General features: G+C 46.3%; 8 protein-coding genes. All 8 read right to left on the bottom strand.

Annotated features, from left to right (window positions below; all coding sequences use genetic code 11):
* The 8 genes from GKR71_RS08135 to GKR71_RS20350 are packed head-to-tail and all read right to left on the bottom strand — an operon-like array spanning position 1 to position 15,957.
* Entirely contained in the window at positions 1–2,706 is a 2,706-nt protein-coding gene (locus GKR71_RS08135; RefSeq protein ID WP_108479648.1) for a chromosome partitioning protein ParA, read from the bottom strand.
* Entirely contained in the window at positions 2,706–4,850 is a 2,145-nt protein-coding gene (locus GKR71_RS08130) for a hypothetical protein (RefSeq protein WP_108479647.1), read from the bottom strand. Before GKR71_RS08130 ends, GKR71_RS08135 begins: the two co-directional genes overlap by 1 nt.
* Positions 4,847–8,284 (bottom strand): DEAD/DEAH box helicase, encoded by a 3,438-nt coding sequence (locus tag GKR71_RS08125; protein WP_108479646.1) that lies wholly within the window; start codon positions 8,282–8,284, stop codon positions 4,847–4,849. The genes GKR71_RS08130 and GKR71_RS08125 overlap by 4 nt, the downstream gene beginning before the upstream one ends.
* Positions 8,281–9,774: a protein kinase domain-containing protein gene (locus GKR71_RS08120; protein WP_108479645.1), complete on the bottom strand. Its 1,494-nt coding sequence runs from the start codon at positions 9,772–9,774 to the stop codon at positions 8,281–8,283. Before GKR71_RS08120 ends, GKR71_RS08125 begins: the two co-directional genes overlap by 4 nt.
* Positions 9,771–10,499 (bottom strand): PP2C family serine/threonine-protein phosphatase, encoded by a 729-nt coding sequence (locus GKR71_RS08115; protein ID WP_001963868.1) that lies wholly within the window; start codon positions 10,497–10,499, stop codon positions 9,771–9,773. The genes GKR71_RS08120 and GKR71_RS08115 overlap by 4 nt, the downstream gene beginning before the upstream one ends.
* Positions 10,492–11,073, bottom strand: coding sequence for a hypothetical protein (locus GKR71_RS08110; RefSeq protein ID WP_108479644.1), 582 nt, complete (start codon positions 11,071–11,073; stop codon positions 10,492–10,494). The genes GKR71_RS08115 and GKR71_RS08110 overlap by 8 nt, the downstream gene beginning before the upstream one ends.
* A gap of 1 nt (position 11,074) precedes the next feature.
* A complete protein-coding gene (locus tag GKR71_RS08105) occupies positions 11,075–12,805 on the bottom strand; it encodes a Card1-like endonuclease domain-containing protein (protein ID WP_108479643.1) in 1,731 nt (576 codons plus the stop codon).
* Entirely contained in the window at positions 12,802–15,957 is a 3,156-nt protein-coding gene (locus GKR71_RS20350) for an FtsK/SpoIIIE domain-containing protein (RefSeq protein ID WP_199908616.1), read from the bottom strand. The genes GKR71_RS08105 and GKR71_RS20350 overlap by 4 nt, the downstream gene beginning before the upstream one ends.
* Positions 15,958–15,965 lie beyond the last annotated feature (8 nt).

The following is a 15,965-nucleotide window of genomic DNA, read 5'->3' as shown; positions in this document are numbered from 1 at the left end:
CTATGACTCCTTTGTCTTATTACACAAATCCTTGAGTGATTTCGCTTCTTTTACGTCACATGACATAGCTCTCATTATTTCGTTTGTGGTTAGCTGCCATAGCTTCTTTTGATTATCACTTGCAAATCTTTTGAGCTCACTAGGGATAAGACTATCCCCCACTTTTGAACTACTATGAAAATTTGATTGTTCAGGTGAGGCAACTATGGACTTTCTGGAATCGTTATTATTACTCTCATTCAAAAATGCATCATCTTTTAGATAATTAGCACTATTCCAGATAAACTGCCCGTAGCCAAACTCACAAGCAAGATCGAAGTCCTCTACGATGTTATAATCGTCATTGACTAGTTGAGTTCGTATTTTATCTAGGCAGTCTAATTTTGATTTCCCTCGGGTTTCAATTCCTCGAAGTTTTGGCATAACCTTTTGAACAAGCTGGTCTTCAAAGGCAACTTTCATTGCTTTGCCCAAGCTTGCGTCATCGTTGTTTCTCTGGGCTTCCAACACATCTGGATAATTAGCCATGTAATACTCGATAGACTGCCACACCCTGTGCCCCAGAGCTCTACCAACCTTGGACAACGAGGTATTCATTTCTTCAATGAATCCCTTGAATGGTAAAATCTGATCGTCATTGAATTTGCTTTCTTTGCACCACCAACCCTCCCACAGTTTGCGGGACAGCAGAGGAGCCTGTTCGCCCAACGGTTTCAGCTGACGGCGTCTTTCGAGAGTGGCCGGCCGGGGGAAATTGATTACTATTCCTCTATCGAGAACCTTATCAGAAAGAGATTTAGTTGTTTCGTCCTGATTCATAGTTCCTGCCCAGAGCACATTTCTTCCAAGAGGCAGATCATATTGTTGAATACCTGCGCCAAGCTTCACTTCAAGACACGGCACCTCGTTGCCTTTGCGACCGCGTCGCAGCTCAAGCTTACTTAGAAATTCAGCAAAATAGAGCTCAACGTGAGCGAGGTTCATCTCATCCATTAATATGAGACTCATTACATCCTCTAAGCCTGGATAGTCATCAACCTGTGCCTTTTGACTTTGTGCCAATAAACGCAGAACTGGCTGAGCATCAAATTTGTTATCGATGGAATTGAAGAAGCCAAGCATCGATTCCTGACTGTCCCAATTTGGCTGTACAGACAGGCTCAGAAAATTGATACCGCCAAAATGGGAGTAAAGTCTGGGTAGTTCAGATTTACCTGTACCACTAACCCCAGATAGAACGGTCATGGGTGACCACTCAGCAGTTTTTAAAGCTGTATGAAACGCATAAAGTATTCGTCGTGGAAATCTCAAACCATAATTTGTGCAAGATGTCCTAATCCTATCAAGCCATTGAATTTCACTAATTTGCTCCTGCGCACGAGGCAGACTCTTATGAATGTATGGAGTTTCAATGTCCCGAACCCTTGCTTCTCGGTCCTGTTCACGCTCGTAAGAAGACTGTAAACGTTTCAGCTCTTCCATCAATCGATTATTGTCGGCATCCACTGATTCAAACCGTCTCAGCAGAGATTTGTTTTTATCGGTCAGTTCCGCTACCTGCATTTCAAGATCCGACTGTGCGCGTGCTGAACTTCTGAGAGCCTCATTTTCTTCAGAGAGTCGCTCACAGGCCAGCTGCAGTTCGCTCTGTTCGGACTTCAAGCGATCAAAAGCTTCCCGCATCTCCTGTGTTGGGCGTGTGGCAAGGTCATCGCGCAGCTTTTTAATTTCCTCTTCATAGGTTTTCAGTTTCAGTAAAACAGCGGCTGGGTCTTCATCACCGAGCTTATGCTTCAATTCTTCAAAGTTTGAAATTAGAGCACTGCTCGTTTTGATAGATTCTCTCAAACGTGCAATTTCATCATTAAGCGCAGACTTCTCATTCTCGAAAGATTGCTTCCGTTCAACAACCTTGGCATCCACCTCAACGTTTAAATGAGCTTCTCGTTCCTCAAGGCGGTCTTTGCTGGATTGAAGGCGCTGCTTTTGATACTCAAGCTCATCCTTGAGTTCATCAAGCGCAGCCTGATCCTTCAGGAAAGCCTTTCTTTTTTGTTCGAGCTCATCTTTTTCCTGTTGAATCGCAGCCTCATGAACTTTCAGTCTATCAGCTATCTCTTTCTCCAAGCTTGCTATTCTGGATGTCCTCTCCTCCGAAAGTTCTTTTTCAATGGCAGTCAGAGCGTTTGCCCGTTTTGACTCCTGCTCCTTTTCATGTTCTTTCCGAAGATTGAAGAGCTCGTCATCAAGCTTTGCCCGGGCATCTGCATACCCATTGTCCCTTTGGATTTCAGCCTTTTGTATCGCCACCTCTCTCTGCCGCAATTTTTCCTTTTCGGATTCAAGAGACTCCAGCTCACTTACGCATTGAGCTTCCCGCTGCTCCAATTGTTTTTGGAATGCTGCGAACTTTTCCTCAAAGAGTTGCGGAAAACCGTTTTTGGCCTGAAGCTCCATCTCTTCAAGCTGAACACGTTTGTCATTCAGCTCCGCTTCTTTTTTAGCTATCGCGTCTTTAGCGGCTTTTAGCTCATGTTCCTTTTGAACGATAGAGGTCTCTTTTTGACCAAGAGAATATTCTAATTCTTTCAGTTCCTGCTGTTTTTTCAGGAGGACTTCCTCTTTAGCGTATATAGTTCTATCACTCTGAGCTCCTTTTCCATTATCTGCGCTTATCTGAGTGTTATTATTTCTATTAGAGTCCATTAAAATACTTCCATAATTATTTTGACTAGTTTGAATACATTTATTTTTAATGACTCCAAGTTTTCCCTTGTAAAGTCATGTTGATGATGATTCCCGTGACCACGAAGTTTTATCAACTTGGCGATAAGCTCAAAGCAGTTCGGAAAACACCTTTTTAGAACTAGCAATTCACCTTCTGATGCGAGCAAACAGAGTGCAAGAAGTTGAGCCCCAAGAGTTGTGCTTGAGCCTTGAGTAGCACGATATAGTCGATCTGCATTTACAGTACTAATCTGCACTGGTATTGCATCAGACGCTGGAACCAAACCAGATTGAACGATTTTTTCAATCGCCTCATCCCTCAGTTTATTTCGATTTTTGACTATTTTTCTCCGGTCCTTCGCTACTTCCAGCAACGACAATTGCATAATGGACGCCAACAAATTTATGTAGCGCTGAAGCTGCTCGTTATCCAGAGTCGTCCTCTGGCTTAAGATCGTTACTTTGACCAACTCTTCCCGTAACGACGGGGAAACAGCTTGAACAAATCCAAGCCCCAATGACTTGTCCAGTTCGATCCTGGCCTTCAATCTGACCTGATCAATATCTCTTTCCTGCTTTGTTTTGGCTGTATAGGCATCTTCGGTTATATCCGGTATTAGCGACTGGATGAGCCGAGTGGTTCTATCGCGATAGCCCTCAAGGGTTTCCGGTGAAAGTTCAACATCGGTTGAGCTTCCATGGGATACCGGGTCCCTGACTTCTTTCAGCGCATTTATAAAGGAGAGACATCCAGAGTCTTCAATGGCCAGATGATTCAGCGGATGGTTGGGATCATTTATCGCCCCGGCTATTGCCAGAGCCAGTAGTGGCTGCATCTCGGAAACACCACGGTCAACGGCTCTGATTTTGCCGGGTTTCACTTGAAGAAGGGCCTTCACACTGTCCGAAACATCAAACCCAATCTTGGTAGCAAACGAGCGCAGTATCTTGTCATTTTCCCGGTAGGACTGTGACGAGAACAAGCGTTCCCAGTGAGTCACAGGGTTGTCAGATACAACAAATCGCAGCGCCCATTCTATGGCTTCATACAAGGCGACTACCGCCAAGCCGGTCAAACGGGCGAATTCCTGCTCATCATTGGATGAATCAACCTCGATCTTTTCAGCGTCTGAAAGATACTCTTGTGCGCGTCGAAGTGGGCGTGCTATCCGTGGATAGTTCTTCAACCCGTCCGCCGCTGAAGACTCATCCTCAGCCTCTTCATTGCTTTGATTGGAATTCAGTCTGTCGATAACCCCTTTATTCTTCAAATCTATGACCCACTTCCAGTCCTGAGAAGTAAGGTAATTGGCAAAGCTTTCAGAGAAGCCAAAGCCGCATCCATCCGTCACCAAAAGGTCAGAATTGCCTATCTGGATAAGGACATTGCAATGCAAGTAAACCAGTTCTGGATTCTCATGTAAGGATATGGCTTCAGCCATTGGCACCGGAGGCGGGTACTGATCGACACCTTGGTTCAACAGGGCATGCCGTTTATATTTCTTCTTAAACTCCCTTATGGCTCTGATAATATCGTTGGAGTCAGGAACTGCTTTCCAGAAAGAGTCTTTTGCAGGGCGTATCTGTCTTGCACTGACCCTCGACTTCTCATTGGTTGGATTGATTAGAAAATCAATAAATCCGTTGTCACCAATCCTTGATATTTTTTTATAGCTCAGCTGCTCCGTGCTGACATAGGGAAGAAGCTTCCCGGACAGTAGATCTACAAACACTGTGGCCACGGTGTATTCCAGATTTCCGTCTGATTTATTCTGCCACTCATTCAGAAGCTCCTGCCCATGCTCAGACAACTCATAGCGGTCATTTAAAAGGCCGAGCTGGTTGAGGCGATTCTGAATGAAGGCCACCAGTTCCTTTTCCAGACAAGTGAGCAGCGCAATCTTTTCTGTGTCGCCGGATTCTATCTCGGTTATTTTCAAGACAGTTTCTTCAAAAACATTGAGGCCACTCTTTTTCTTTTGCGGAATAGAGATGTTGAAAGCGTGACATGGCCAAAGAACACTTTGCCTGGCGGCGATGTTCAATCCATCCAATGCTGTGCGAAAACTGATTACTTTAGGACGATGGTCTTTTGCTGATTTTTTTGTAGAGGGCGCACTCATAGGATCACCCCCTTTTCGTGGCACAAATCATAGAAGTTTTTCAGCGCCGGAACTGCATCCACAGCAATCTGGGTGTTTGTAAGGACGCCGTCTCCCACAATGGCTAAGACCCTCTTCTGACGACTCATGCTCACACATAAGCGGTTTTCCGACATGAGATGGCCGAATAGTTTTTGTTGCTTCTTTTTGTAATCCAGCTCGTTGCGTATATTAGGCGGCAAGGCGTTCATGTCCTGAGACCTCACCATGGAAAGAAACACAATATCGAACTCCATGCCCTGAAAGGCATCAACAGTACCGATGCGGAGCCGCTCTTCGCCATTTTCAAGAAAGCGGTATTCCTGACATATCTGCCATGTACCATCCTGTGCCCGCTCCGTGATACCATATTTTTCTAACTCTCTGTAGACTTCAAATACTTGAGGTTTATAAAAACTAATAATTCCAAAACTAAGGCCTGCATGTTTTGAATCACCAGTCAGTTCCTGCATAAATTCTGCACTGGATTCTCTCGATTTGATCCAAGTATTAGTTTTTTCAGCGATAACTTCAGCCTCTATACTTCGCCATCTCTTCCCACCATCTTTGTTGTAACCTTCTGGCCCTCTACTATTAGGTACATCAAACCATACTGCTGCTTTATCTTCGATGCCTTTTAACTTCTGGGAAAAATACTTAGCAGCTAAAGGAGATCGATAACCTTCATTGTATTGGTTATAAAAGTTGCGGCTTGCAAAATCCCCCAAAATCGGATGTGTTCGGTACTGAGCATCCAGCGTCACTGTTCGTTTGATGTCATCTTTCTCCTCCAGTTTCTTCAGGCGGTTGAACAGATACTCAAACATACTTTTTTTGACAAAATCGACATCAACCGACAGACCGGATGAATCGCCACCTTCCAAGGCTCTCGCGACCTCCTCATCAATCAAATGAGGCAGCTGCCTGTGGTCCCCGACAAGGATTATTCTTTTTTCAGCCAGAGACATCGGAATAAGCAGGTCTCGCGGGCTGGTTCTCGCCGCCTCATCGATGATCACCGTATCGTACCTGACCATTTCTGTTCGCTGATCATATCGGACGTTTTTATTCTTTGAGCGGATGATATCTTTCCCGACCGCCTGTTGAGTGGTTGCAGCATACACAAAGTTATAATCCTCTATGGCCTCACGAACGCCATCAGGATTGTCTTCAAGCTCATGTAAAAACTCAGCCAGTATTGCATCACGTTTATTGGTTGAATTGAGTTTTTTCTCCAGAAGCTGAGATACCGTTGCCACCAATCTCAAAACATCTTCTCTTGGTTTTTCAGTCCTGAAATCAGGCAAAGGCAGATATTTATAAAGTAGTGATTCTTTCAGTTCTCTAAGCTCTGGGAGAAAACTCAAAGGCTTACCACAGCGCCAACGGGCCGCTTTTTCAAGAACGCTTAAATCTGGATTAGCCAGTTCGTCTTCGATCTTATCCAGCAAATCGACAGCTCTTGCGGCACCGTCGTCAACAAAGGCTGCTTCACTGACACGCAGAGCTCTAACGAGCCGCAAGGTGGAAGGATCATTCGACTTCAGTTCGGTTTGCAGGGAATTGATGATTTCTTCTGCCTCACTGGTGATATCCTCAGAAATCACGTCTCTGGGCAAATCCAGAATACGTTTCATTAAACTGACTGTATTGTTCTTCGAGGGACACAATGAATATGCGACAAACAGTTCAGCCAGTCTTACCTGATCTTCCGTCTGAGCAATTTGAGGATTCTTGATACGAATATTCTCGGCGACATTGGAGCACCATTTGTTAATTTTTTCAGTGACGGCATCTTCCGTAAATTCCGAATCACCGGTTCTTCTGCCGAACTTAACTGCCGGAAGTGCATTAACACTCAACCTTGCAACGATATTCTCAACGGCATCATGCTGAAAACCGGAGACAAGTATCTGACCTCTTATCGACTTGGTTTTGTCATATTCCTCGTTAAGCCTTTCAAGAATTGCTGTAACTACAGTTGTTTTTCCAGTGCCTGGTGGTCCCTGAATAAGAGCGATGTCTGGGGTGTTCAAGGCGACATCGATGGCCTCCACCTGCCTGTCTGTGGGAGGATGCTTAAAAATCTTCTCTTTCACAAAGGACGTCAAAGGCTTTAGTTTGGTGACTCGCTGTATGTCTGGTAGCGTTCCACCTTCTTCAATCAGCAGGCCGAGAAGCGGGTTTGCACAGCGTCCTTCCAGAATGGCTGAACGTGCCCGCATTCGTCTTTCAATCTGAATCTTGTCGCCATTGATGGACAGAATCAAAAACATTTGACCAGACGGAATTGACGGCAGATCCAATTCAATGCTGGTTTTTGAAATTTTAAGGATCGGGGCATAAACAGAAGCTGGCATTTCAGCATCGTTCTTTTTCTGATCCATTTTGGTTGCGAATTCTTCTTCCAGAGCCTTGCTGTAGGATTCCCATGTAAGATCCGGATTCTTGAGGTATAAAGGCTCTTCGGAGGTGATCTCTATCTCATCGCCTTCGGTAAGTTGATCCGGAATAGACGACACAAAGAACTTAACACCTTTTGTTGTCTGTTCAGTGCCATGATAGCCTATTCTGCCAACTGCTTTGGCCCGGGCCAGCAGCATTTCACCTTCAATTGCGCCGTACTCGTCCCACTGTTGCAAGTAACTCCCAGTCTCCTTGGTAAGTTGACTCATCGCTCCAGCGGCTAAAGCCCGAATGCGACCTGTCTTGGTGTAGTCTGAAAACAGGACCGTACCCCTTGCCAGACGCAATGCTCCTTCACTCTTCTGGTTGTCCTTAAAGACCGCTTTAGTCGCAAAATAGATGTCCTTTGACTTATCGACATTGCGCCTTTCAACTGGGATACGAACTCTCTCTCCATAGATAGAGAATTCCCGGTACTTCTCCTGCACAACGGCTTTGGAGTTGGGCGAGTCTTCATCCTCAGGAATATCCGCTTCAAAATCAGCCTTAGCGGATGGGCCGCTCATGAGCAGAAAGAAATCTTCGCCGCCAACGCTGATTTTGCATTTATCGTTTAATACGCTCCCCAGCTCTTCAGCTCCATTGAAGCGAATGCCATTTCTTTTAGCCGTTGATTCTATGCGCTCATCAATGCCGATCTCCACGTCGCCAATTTCAACGATTTCACCATTGAAAAAGATGATTTTAACAAGCGCACTGCCGTCCTTGGCAACCTGCATTACCTCGGCAAGATGCGCACAACCTCTTTTAAGATGAAAATTCAGATCCTTTCCGGCCGAAGGATCACGAAGCTGCACGCTCCACTGCTGGCCATCGATTCTCAATCTGTATGCCTGCCCGGTATTGTTGGGTGCGATATATCCAATACCAATGTTTGGAGTCTCTCCGGACAGCTCAGGTATCAACCATAATTCAAAATTAATTTCAGCATTTATGTCTTTCAGTCTCATTTGCCACCTCCGCTGATCATGCATTTAACCAGCCGAGGACTATTCAAATGTGCGAACATCCAGAACTGAGCATCCGGCGTTACCCGGTCAATTTTCATCTGTGAATACAGCTTCTGAAAACCACTTTGCGGACTGTCAGCAGCAACGGACAAATCGGCTTTGCCATGGTCTGACTTCTTAATCAAAATGCCATTATTGCTCGAAGAGATGAGCACCTCTGCTGTATCCGAATCAAGCATTGCAAACTCATCAAAAATTCGTCTTGGTATCGTGAGTTCGGTACCCTGAGGGATCTCACGTACATACCGCCAGCATGGTGAGTTTATGGGTTTGTCCGGTCCACACCATCGATAAGACTCAAGAATGAGCACCTGCGGCCTCTGCTTTTTACAGTAAGGGCAATTGTGAGCCTCTGTTTCCGGGTGAATGAAATCATAGTAATAGTTCATCGAGCAGCCTGGGCACGTGACAGTCATATCCGCTGCCTGAGCGAGAGCCTCAGGCCAGTGATAGATGGTCGGCCGCAGCAATGGGGATGTCCTACCTGGGCCGAATGTGCCCTCAAATAAAGAGATCAGTTTTTCTGTAAGGAGAAGGGATCTGGGCAGACCGCTGTCGGAAGAGTTTGAATCATCATCTTGTTCGTCAACCCAAGGGAACAGCCCTGCATAGGCTTTATCTTCAACATCCTCGCCATCATTTTCCTCATCAGCCCAGTCGCCTTCATCCGTTCCATCCACCTTTTTTCCGACAAAAGGGTGAATCAACGAAAGAAGGTAGAAAGCCACGACCGCGAACGCATGACAATCGCTTGAAGGTCTTCCACCGTCTTTGCCCTGCACCAGCTCGGGAGCTCCGTACTTTGGTGTATAAACAACACTTCCGCCTGCGGTGATTTCAAATCGAATATTGTCGGCATCAATCAGCCAGACTGCTGAATCATCAAGCCCTTCTGAAATAAAGATATTGTTGGGAGAAATGTCACCATAAACCATACCATTGCCGTGAAGGCGTGCCAGCAATGATGCGCATTTGTAGAGCGCATGAAGCCTGCGTCTGAGCCCACCGGTTCTATAATAATGAACAATCTTTTTAGCTTCGTTCTCCGGCATTGCCGAAAGCCATGTTGGGATATCGTCGGGACCAATTTTTTCTGCGGACTTGCCATCGAGCCAGAAATGACTGAACGGAACCATTTCACTCAAAAGCTGCATCACATAACCGGCATTGTTTTGAAGAAGAGCTGCCGGTACGGATATATTCAGGTTTTCTGGCAGAGGTAGGAGCCGGACGCGCTTAAAGCGCTTTGAATACCGTTCCACCGACTCCTCATCGGTGATCGGAGTTCCGCTTTCATCTGTAACAAGCTTGATCGCCAGATCAGGGTCCTTGGTACGGAAAACAACCCCTTGGCCTCCTTGCCCGAGCACCTTGTCCTGAATGTGTACATTCTGATATTCATCCACATACTCGTTGAATCTTTGACTCATTGGGAACCTCCTTTCTTAAACAGACAAGCAATCGTCTTGTCATCGGAGTGTCCCGGAACCGGCCATTCATTGAGCCAACGTTTAAGATCCCTCTTTCTTTCCTCCGACTCCAGGTCTGCATAAGTGGAGTAGAGTTCCTGTGCAAAAGTCATCTGCTTTTCAGGTAACAGGTCATCGGATATGCCATCCGTACATAGCACAACTGCATTGCATACCGCGCTTTCAATCGTAGCGGTTTCCCAATGATCTGGCTTAAACTCCTGCTGAAGACTGTTTGTGTAGTTTGAGAAGGAATCCTGTTTGTTATCACTGAGAATAAGGTGGTTTTCGCCAGTTTCTCCAAGGGCGGCAATCATTCCGTCACCAAGGCGGCCAAGAGTGATAATGCCTTCAATCTGGATGGCGAAAAGGCATGTGGCCGAACAATCTGTTGAAGAGTACGGAGCTATTTTCACGAGCCAGTTGGCATGAATCAGCCTTAAAATATCAACGATATTGGCATCAGGGGTATTCTGGTAGCTCTTGGCTGCCTCAAATACAGCCAGACAGGCGGCTTTTGAACCGTGATCTGAATGTGCCTTGCTGCCCAGTCCGTCCGATACAACAACGACATTTCCCCATTTATACCGGCGTGCCATCCAAGAATCCTGATTGGGAATCCCGGCTTTAACATGTAGGGGGCCGATTACTGAGCCCCCCCAGCTATTCCAGAGTTGATCAAGCATCCCAATCCTCCTCTTGTTCTTCTGTTTCAGCCGGTGCGGATTCCAGAATCCCGGCTGTGGATACTGGCGCGGTCAACGGCTCATCAGAACCAAAGATTGTGCTGTCAATCGCTGAAGCTATGTTCTCCGAAAGGTAAACAGTGTTATTTGTGGAAATTTTCTTCAACTTCAACAGGTCAGCATCTGCGCCGACGGCAACTGTCCGGATGATCAGGTTGCTAAATGTGCCCAGTTGTTTCTGAAAACTTACGATGTCTGAATTGGGGAAATTGCCGTCAGAAAGAATGAGAACCATTAATCTCCCGGTATCACTCTGATACTGGGACAGAAATTCGGAGATAACACATAGGTTCGATGAGCCTTCAGCGTTTAAGTCAGGGATATCCCCGTCGCTTTGCAAAACGGCCACGGCAACACTCTGCGCCCATTGATAAAAACGGATGTCTAAGCCCGAATATTTTTCCTTATCTATGAGCCTTAACTGAGCCGCATATCGGCAAAGATTCCGCTGAAGATGGATTTTGCCCATTTCATTCATACTGCCGGAAACATCTACAAAAACAAAAAGTTCCATCTCAAATTTTCCCGAAAAAATTTAGCAAATGCTCAGAGGCACCACTACCAAAAAACCATTCCACATTTATAAGATCATCTGATTTTTGCTTTATCACAGGATGTGGGGGACGAAACGACGAAATCATTATTCCGTGCCCTTTCACACCACCAAAATGTTTGGCAGTTTCACTCAGCTTCAAAACATGGTTCGCTTCAACCTTTCCACTTTTACACTCAATAATGAATAAGCGATATCCATCGGTACAAATAACATCAAACTCTTGATAACCTATATTTTCTTTAAACCCATCATGGTAATACTTAAAGTTATCGTTGGAGTCGACGTCCACAACAGACACCTCTAACCCAAGGCGTAAATCTTTTAGAACAGCAGATTCTTTTAAGGGAAGTAACACACTAAAAACATACACCTCTAGCCACTTACCCATCAGAAACTCAAGAAAATCAGGGAATTCATTAAACACAAATGACTTACCGCCAATTGTTAGCTTTGCTTGTTTATCAATTGTCAGTTCAGCGTAGAAATCATCGCCCCAACTCTTGAATGATTCATCAGAAATATAACTTTTCAGCTCACGATACTTTGACGCGATCAAGTTACGATTTTCCCAGATTATCTGAGAGGCATTAATAATTTCTCGAGAAAGTTCTTGTTCTGTAAGACCAGGCTTCGATACTGTTAATCCATCACCGTTCAACTTCAGAAATGTTTCAACCGAATCTATTGAAACAATCTCACTTTTAGTAAAACTATTAAGATTGATAACCTGTTTCTTTGAAAAATCGAAATAAAATGGCGTTGCATTTACCTTACGACAGGCGGCAAGCGCCCCTGCATACATCAACTTGGTTCCACCCGTTAAGTTAAAGCCGATCTTCGAATCAACAGGCGTTTTCTCAATCAGATCCAAAATCGTGGTTCGGACATTCTCAGGGTCATATGGGTCCACCGCAATTTCAGCGTATTCAGCTTCTCCAATAAACTGTTTCATGACATCGGCTGGAAACTGTGCGGAATTCACAAAGATATGCTTACTGCTTGAAAACTGGAGCACGCCAAGCAGGTTCGGCATCCGCTGTTCGCCGAACAGGTGAAAAATGGCATCATATTGGTCAGATTCCGTATTAGCTGTTCGAACCTGTATTCCATGCCATTCCAGCCACTCATTTGGCAGAACGATGCTTTCTGGAGGCCTTCCTGGGTGAGAAGATGCGATAAGGCGTTTTTTTAGCGTTGGGTGCCTCAGGGCCGCAAAAGCCCAGACGAAAGCCATAACCGGAGTCCCCGGACTCAGGTAGAGCGTAACGAGCTTTTCACCTTCAGATGCTGCAACCGCATGCAGGGATTGAGTCGCAGCCTCATAGATGCCCTCCGTGTCATTGAGATGCGTCAGCTCCACAGAGTGGAAACGCACATCGACCTTTTTACCGGCATCCCGAAGCTGTTTCTTTAGCCATTCATTAAAATGATGGTGCGCAGCCCCTGTATTTGAAAACAGGTCGACAAACTGTCTCGCAGCAGCCGGGTCAGAGCCTTCAACACCTGCAATTTTTTGCTGAAATACATCAGCTTTGTATTCGGATTTATCCGGGTGCGTAAAGCCGAGGATGATCACATCGGTGTAATCTTCCGCCAGCAAAGCTCCCAGAACGGGGCCGGTTGTCTGTTCCAGTCCGAGTGAGGCCCTGAAATCAGTCATTCCGTACCATGTCATTAAATATTTCTTCATAAACTTTCCCCATTTATGTATGGACGGAACCAACTAACCTGATTTTTCAGGCGATCGGCAAAGACAGCGCGATTGTCTGTTTCAAGTCCTTTAAATTTTCCTATTGCTCCACTGACGAATGAACCTGCATCATCTTCATTCATGCAGAATCCGACGCGCATCTCAAAGAACCCAAGAAGGTCCTTGCACGATGAATTGCAGCGTTTCCAATTATCCGCAAAGGCAATCACAAATGTCCCTTGCAGCGGACCGTCTTCCAAAATTTTCTTCAGACTCTCTTGTGGTGATGGTGGCTCATCTTTCTTCACCGGTCGAAAGCTCGCCGGTCCGGAGTGAAATTCCTTGGTCGAGTCCAGCCCGTCAATAATCACGATTCTTTTTGACTGTTGTAATTTCCCGGAGATCTCGGCCAGATTCAGCGCGGGAACACTCTCGTGCTTTGAAACAGGTCTGTTTCCGGAACCATCGAGATATTTTGATGCCCCCACCGGCACTATGGAGCGCCCGTTAAAGTAGATGATTTCATCGATGCCATTCTGAGCATCCAAGCTTTGAAGGATGGAGGCGAGCAGACCGTCGTGGATTGCATCGTTATAGCCGGATATCAGTAAATTCGATGACGGTCGGTTAACCAGTGTCAGTGAGAGCGGTTCTGCTTCAAAACTCAAACGCTCACCAATGTGCAGTTGCACCGTCTCATGGCTTTTTGAGTTGAACCAATCAGCAGCAGGCATTTCCGGCAGACGCGAGCCGTTGAATATTCTTGTTGAGCCGCAGTAACCACGCTGGTCTGCGATCTGAGTAATCTTGGTAATGTGATCCTTGCACAGCCCACGATCGGCAAATGGAATCAGAAACCGTTGATTTGCCGATTTTGCCCCGTTGGAATTGTTAATGATTCCCTCCGGCGGGCTACTCAATTTGGAAGCCTCCCAGTTGCTGTTGCCAAGAATCATCGCGGAATCTTCCTCGCTGCAGGCAAGGGCAATCCGGCAGCCGATCTGGCTTATCAACTGGCCCATTGAAAGAGACTGGATTCCTTTCAGTGTCTGGGTGGCCAGCAGCACATGTATGCCGTAGGCCCGTCCTTGCCTCAGCAGCTGGTTCAACATTTTCTCTGCGGGTTCGGCCACTTGCCGCCCCTCAGAAAACAGGATCTGAAACTCATCGATAATCAGCAGGATACGCGGGAGTTCGGCCGCTGAAGATTCCCTGTATTCATAAAAGTCACGGACAGCCCGGCTTTTGAACTCCTGAGCCCGTTTTTCAAGCTCCTCGGTCAAATGCGCCAAAACAGTTACCCCGTATTCAGGATCACTCTCTGTAGCCACCAGTTTTGCCTGAGGAAGCGGAGGGGAAGCATAAACACTGAATTCCGTACCCTGCTTGTAATCCAGCAGGTAAATATTCAACTCTGAGGGTGAATACATGTGGCAGAGGCTATGAATCAGAACATGAAGCAGGTTTGATTTTCCGGAGCCTGAACGCCCGGCCAGAAGAACATGGTGCTCTGTATTCACCCCACCGATAGAGAAAGGAACGATCTCGCCATCCGAAGTCCAGCCGATCGGCACCTGTACACCCTGAACAGCGTCGTGACCCCAGTAGTCCGAATTGCACCAGAGGTCAGTCAGGCTCTTGCTAAATTTTGCGCTCTGTTCATATCGGTCAGATATGGATGCCAGAAAATCTTTCAGCTCAGAACGTCCGGGCCAGAATTCCTGTTCCTCCACAACATTGATTTCAGAGACATGCTTGGTCAGTATCTCTGCCGGGACAATGGAATCCATTCTCTTGGAATATTTGTCTATCGCTGTGCGCAGCCCTGTAAATTTACGATCCTCCAGCCGATTTTCATCAATGGTCAAAACCGGAAGTACGCCACAGACAGGGCCGTGTTCCAGAAGGCGGCCAAGGTACCAGAGGCTTTTGTCCGTCAACTGCTCCGGCACTCCGAAAATGAGCAGCAGTTTATACGGTATGGGATTGCTGCTGTTTGCCTCGTTGTAGGCGGACCAGCTCTTGATCTCTCCCTTGAATTTATTCTGAAGCAGATCCTCAACATAGTCCGTTAACCGGGCCAGGGCATTTTCCAGTTCGTCCGACCGGGTCAGCAATCGCTGCTCGGGAAAGAGCCGTTTTACTTTCAACAGAGAAAGAAACGGGTCCAGAGACGTGCCCAATCTCAGCGGATCTGCAGCGGTAATTTCAACATTGCCGACCGGCATGCAGTGCATCAGCCGTAGCATCAGCTGATGAATCAACCGGTGTCCTGTAGTCTGGTCAGGAAGCCAGAGCGATTTCTTAAAAGGAAAAGGGATCAACCGTGGGATATAACCTTTCCAGTTCTGATAGGTAAGGTACATGCGCCCGAACGCCAGAGCGTCAGGGAAATGGGTGCCCGTGTTGATATTTTCGGCTGTTAACTCATTCAGATGCGGCTGACGCAGGCGGACCCTTTTGCATAGATCATCAAGATTCTTCAGGGCCGAAACCCATTCCTTCTCAAACTCCTCGTACACCCGATGTTTTCTCTCACGAATCTGCTCTTTTTTTGACTTGAGAGCATTCAGCGCGTCGTTTCTTTTTCTGGCTCCAGCGAGTTTGGAATCACTCAATCGCTTAATTTTGGCCTGGATACCGGCAAGCTCAACTTTCAGATCATTCTGGCGATTCTCCAAACCAGCCTTTCGAGAGCTGAGTTTGGATCTGGTTTTGATTAAATCATCTTTGCCAAGCTCATTCTTTTGAATCTCTCTCTGAATTCTTTCAGATTCCTCACGTTCAGCGTCACCGAATACATATTTTACGATTGAAATTAAGACGGGGCGTTCGTTGATCTCACGGTCAAGCCTGTCTTTATTATTCGCGAGATCGGAAATAGCTTTTTCAATCTGTTTGACATGATCCTCTACGCTGCGGATCTCATTGCTTAGCGATTGCAGATCTTTCTGTAAGCCTACCTCTTTATCATGCAGCGCAGCCAGTTCAGCTCTTTCCGCAGAGTCGCTGACAGCCCTGAGATTTCCCACAGTTCTGTCGCAGTCATGCTCCGATTGCTTCAGTTCAGTTTGAAGCTGACGGTAGGTATCTTCCTTCCTTAGAATCGCTTTATTCATTGCGCCAACGGCATCGAACAGACGTTTAGGCATGGACTCCC

It is taken from the genome of Providencia sp. wls1922, from assembly GCF_009706505.1.
Classification (GTDB): Bacteria; Pseudomonadota; Gammaproteobacteria; order Enterobacterales; family Enterobacteriaceae; genus Providencia; species Providencia lanzhouensis.
Note: the sequence above shows the minus strand (reverse complement) of the source record. Positions and strands in the feature narration are given on the sequence as shown.

Coding starts and splice junctions, on each gene's coding strand:
- GKR71_RS08135 (WP_108479648.1), bottom strand. CDS start 2,706: ATGGACTCTAATAGAAATAATAACACTCAGATAAGCGCAGATAATGGA.
- GKR71_RS08130 (WP_108479647.1), bottom strand. CDS start 4,850: ATGAGTGCGCCCTCTACAAAAAAATCAGCAAAAGACCATCGTCCTAAA.
- GKR71_RS08125 (WP_108479646.1), bottom strand. CDS start 8,284: ATGAGACTGAAAGACATAAATGCTGAAATTAATTTTGAATTATGGTTG.
- GKR71_RS08120 (WP_108479645.1), bottom strand. CDS start 9,774: ATGAGTCAAAGATTCAACGAGTATGTGGATGAATATCAGAATGTACAC.
- GKR71_RS08115 (WP_001963868.1), bottom strand. CDS start 10,499: ATGCTTGATCAACTCTGGAATAGCTGGGGGGGCTCAGTAATCGGCCCC.
- GKR71_RS08110 (WP_108479644.1), bottom strand. CDS start 11,073: ATGGAACTTTTTGTTTTTGTAGATGTTTCCGGCAGTATGAATGAAATG.
- GKR71_RS08105 (WP_108479643.1), bottom strand. CDS start 12,805: ATGAAGAAATATTTAATGACATGGTACGGAATGACTGATTTCAGGGCC.
- GKR71_RS20350 (WP_199908616.1), bottom strand. CDS start 15,957: ATGCCTAAACGTCTGTTCGATGCCGTTGGCGCAATGAATAAAGCGATT.